The sequence below is a fragment of the Microcystis sp. M113S1 genome, from assembly GCF_020246945.1.
Taxonomy (GTDB): domain Bacteria; phylum Cyanobacteriota; class Cyanobacteriia; order Cyanobacteriales; family Microcystaceae; genus Microcystis.
The window spans coordinates 1-2,614 of sequence record NZ_JADBSA010000388.1 but is presented as its reverse complement, the minus strand read 5'-3'; the positions used below and the strand labels follow the sequence as shown (position 1 = coordinate 2,614).

1 protein-coding gene, 1 tRNA gene and 2 pseudogenes are annotated in these 2,614 nt (G+C 47.7%); 2 read left to right on the top strand and 2 right to left on the bottom strand.

Going from position 1 to position 2,614, the window contains the following annotated elements; genetic code table 11:
* Positions 1 to 225: pseudogene (locus IM319_RS22785) on the top strand (hypothetical protein); the annotation flags it as partial.
* A gap of 36 nt (positions 226 to 261) precedes the next feature.
* On the opposite strand, the gene IM319_RS19650 reads toward IM319_RS22785, so the two are convergent.
* Together IM319_RS19650 and IM319_RS19645 are read right to left on the bottom strand one after the other, a co-directional pair.
* Positions 262 to 335: transfer RNA gene (locus IM319_RS19650), tRNA-Met, on the bottom strand.
* A gap of 83 nt (positions 336 to 418) precedes the next feature.
* Complete coding sequence (locus IM319_RS19645) at positions 419 to 2,146, bottom strand: succinate dehydrogenase/fumarate reductase flavoprotein subunit (protein ID WP_149107929.1); 1,728 nt, start codon at positions 2,144 to 2,146, stop codon at positions 419 to 421.
* 126 nt (positions 2,147 to 2,272) lie between these two features.
* On the opposite strand from IM319_RS19645, the pseudogene IM319_RS19640 reads away from it, so the two are divergent.
* Positions 2,273 to 2,614 (top strand): annotated as a pseudogene (locus IM319_RS19640) (RNA-guided endonuclease InsQ/TnpB family protein); the annotation flags it as partial.

The following is a 2,614-nucleotide window of genomic DNA, read 5'->3' as shown; positions in this document are numbered from 1 at the left end:
ATTTCTCGGCTAGTGAGAGAGAGTCTATCTTTCTCTAAAAAAATGGAGAATCACGTTGGAGCTGTTTGGTATTTTATCCATGACTACAATGCACAGCAAAGCAAAGGATTAAGCCGCTATCACTACTACCGAATCACCACCGATAATTATACTTCTCTCCATTCTCGCCAATCTTACATTGACCCCAATCGCGCTCTTGAACGGGTAATGTTCGATGTTCCTTAATGGGAAATCGGATTTAACTACCGGCTTTATAAGTAATGGCGGGAAGCGGATTTGAACCACTGACCTTCGGGTTATGAGCCCGACGAGCTACCAGACTGCTCTATCCCGCGTTGCTTTATCTACTATAGAACTAAATCTCGGTAAATGCCAAGGAGTTTGTAATATTCCTTTACATTTACCGTCCGACCAGAGGTTAATACTTACGTTCCACGGGGGTGAAATCCTGAATCACCACGGGCATATAGTCGATATCGATGCGGTCGGGGGAATAATAGGCAAGGGTATGCTGAAGGAAATTTTGGTCATCCCGTTGGGGAAAATCTTCGCGGGAATGGGCCCCTCGGCTTTCTTGACGATTGAGGGCAGAGGTGAGGATAATTTCCCCCACCACCATGAGACTTTGTAATTCCCAGGCCTCGATTAGTTCCGTATTCCAGCAATCACCCCGATCATCGAGGTAAATCTGCTCGTATTTGCGCTTTAACTCGCCGATTTGTTTAATTCCCTCGCGCATAGTCGCTTCGGTGCGAAAAACGCCGCAATGTTGGGTCATACAGTCTTGGAATTGCTGACGTAGTTGACCGATGCGAATCGTGCCTTTTTTGGTCAATAAAGCGGTGATTTCCTCTTTCGCATCCTGAAGGTAAATATCGGGATTAAAGACGGGAAAAGCGCGTTTTTCGACGTATTTAGCGATCGATTTGCCGGTTCTTCTCCCATAGACCACACATTCTAACAGGGAATTACTGCCCAAACGATTGGCCCCGTGAACAGAGACACAGGAACATTCCCCGGCGGAGAAAAAGCCCTCGCTGAGGGTATCGGCACTTAAGCGAACGCGACCATCGGTATTAACGGGAATGCCTCCCATACAATAGTGAACTGTAGGACGTACAGGCATCGGTTCCTCTACCGCATCGACACCGACGAGACGGTGGGCCTCCTCCCAACAGAAAGGAATCCGACTCATAATTTTTTCCCGACCTAAATGGCGTAAATCCAGATAGACAAAGGGGCCTCCGGCGCTACCGTCCAGATTTACCCCCCGGCCGGCGCGAATTTCTAGGGTAATGGCGCGGGAAGTGATGTCCCGGGGGGCTAATTCCATGCGCGAGGGAGCGTAATCTTCCATAAAACGACGACCTTCGCTATTGATTAAATAAGCTCCTTCACCCCGGACCGCCTCCGAGATTAAAACACCGACGGGATAGAGTCCAGTGGGGTGAAATTGGACAAATTCCATGTCTTCTAGGGGAATACCCGCTTTTGCCGATAAAGCTAAACCGTCTCCCGTACAGGCGAAATCGTTGGAGGTGGTGTTATAAACGCGACCATAGCCCCCCGTCCCGAACATAATTGCTTTTGCCCGGAGGATTTCTAACTGTCCGGTGGCGATTTGGTACATAACTACTCCTTTAGCTGTACCTTCTTCGAGGATAAGACGCAAAACGTACCATTCATCGTAGATTTTTACCTGATTACGGCCTAAATTGCTGACTAATTCGTGCAGCATGGCGTGACCAGTTTTATCGGCGGCGTAACAGGCACGGTTATGGCTGTGACCGCCAAAGGCTCTTTGGGCAATGCGTCCATCTTCGAGACGGGAGAATAACACGCCTAGATGTTCCAATTCGATGATAACTTCGGGGGCTTCTCGGGTGAGGATATCCACCGCATCCTGGTCAGCCAGAAAATCGGAACCTTTGACAGTATCGTAGGCGTGAGCCTTGGGATTATCTTTGGGGTCAACGTTTTGCAGGGCGGCGGCGATACCCCCCTGGGCAGCGACGGAGTGGGAACGAATTGGGTGGGTTTTGGCAACGACAGCAACATCGATAGTCGGGTTGAGGCGTTTGATTTCTAAGGCGGCGCGGCATCCTGCTAACCCACCGCCCACTATAACGACATCGTGTTCTTTCATCGAAAATTTAGGTCTGAAACCCCGCCGTTCTACGGCGGCTTTACTGTTAAATACTAGCGCATTTACAAAATATATGCCAGAATGTGAAATATGGAGAAAGCCTATTCTTACCGATGATTTTACCCCATACCCGAACAAGAGTCGCTATTGCGGCGCACTTTGGGCTGTGTAAGATTAGTTTACAATAAGGCACTCCATCTCAGAACACAAGCATGGTACGAAAGACAAGAAAGAGTAGGATATGCTGAAACTTCTTCAATGCTAACCGAGTGGAAAAAGCAAGAAGAATTAGACTTTTTAAACGAAGTTAGTTGTGTACCTTTACCATAAGGGTTAAGACACCTACAAACAGCTTTCACTAACTTCTTTGCTGGTCGTACTAAGTATCCTAACTTTAAGAAAAAACATCAGGGAGGAAGTGCCGAATTTACTAAGTCAGCTTTTAAGTTCAAAGACAAACAAATCTAT

Coding starts and splice junctions, on each gene's coding strand:
- IM319_RS19645 (WP_149107929.1), bottom strand. CDS start 2,146: ATGAAAGAACACGATGTCGTTATAGTGGGCGGTGGGTTAGCAGGATGC.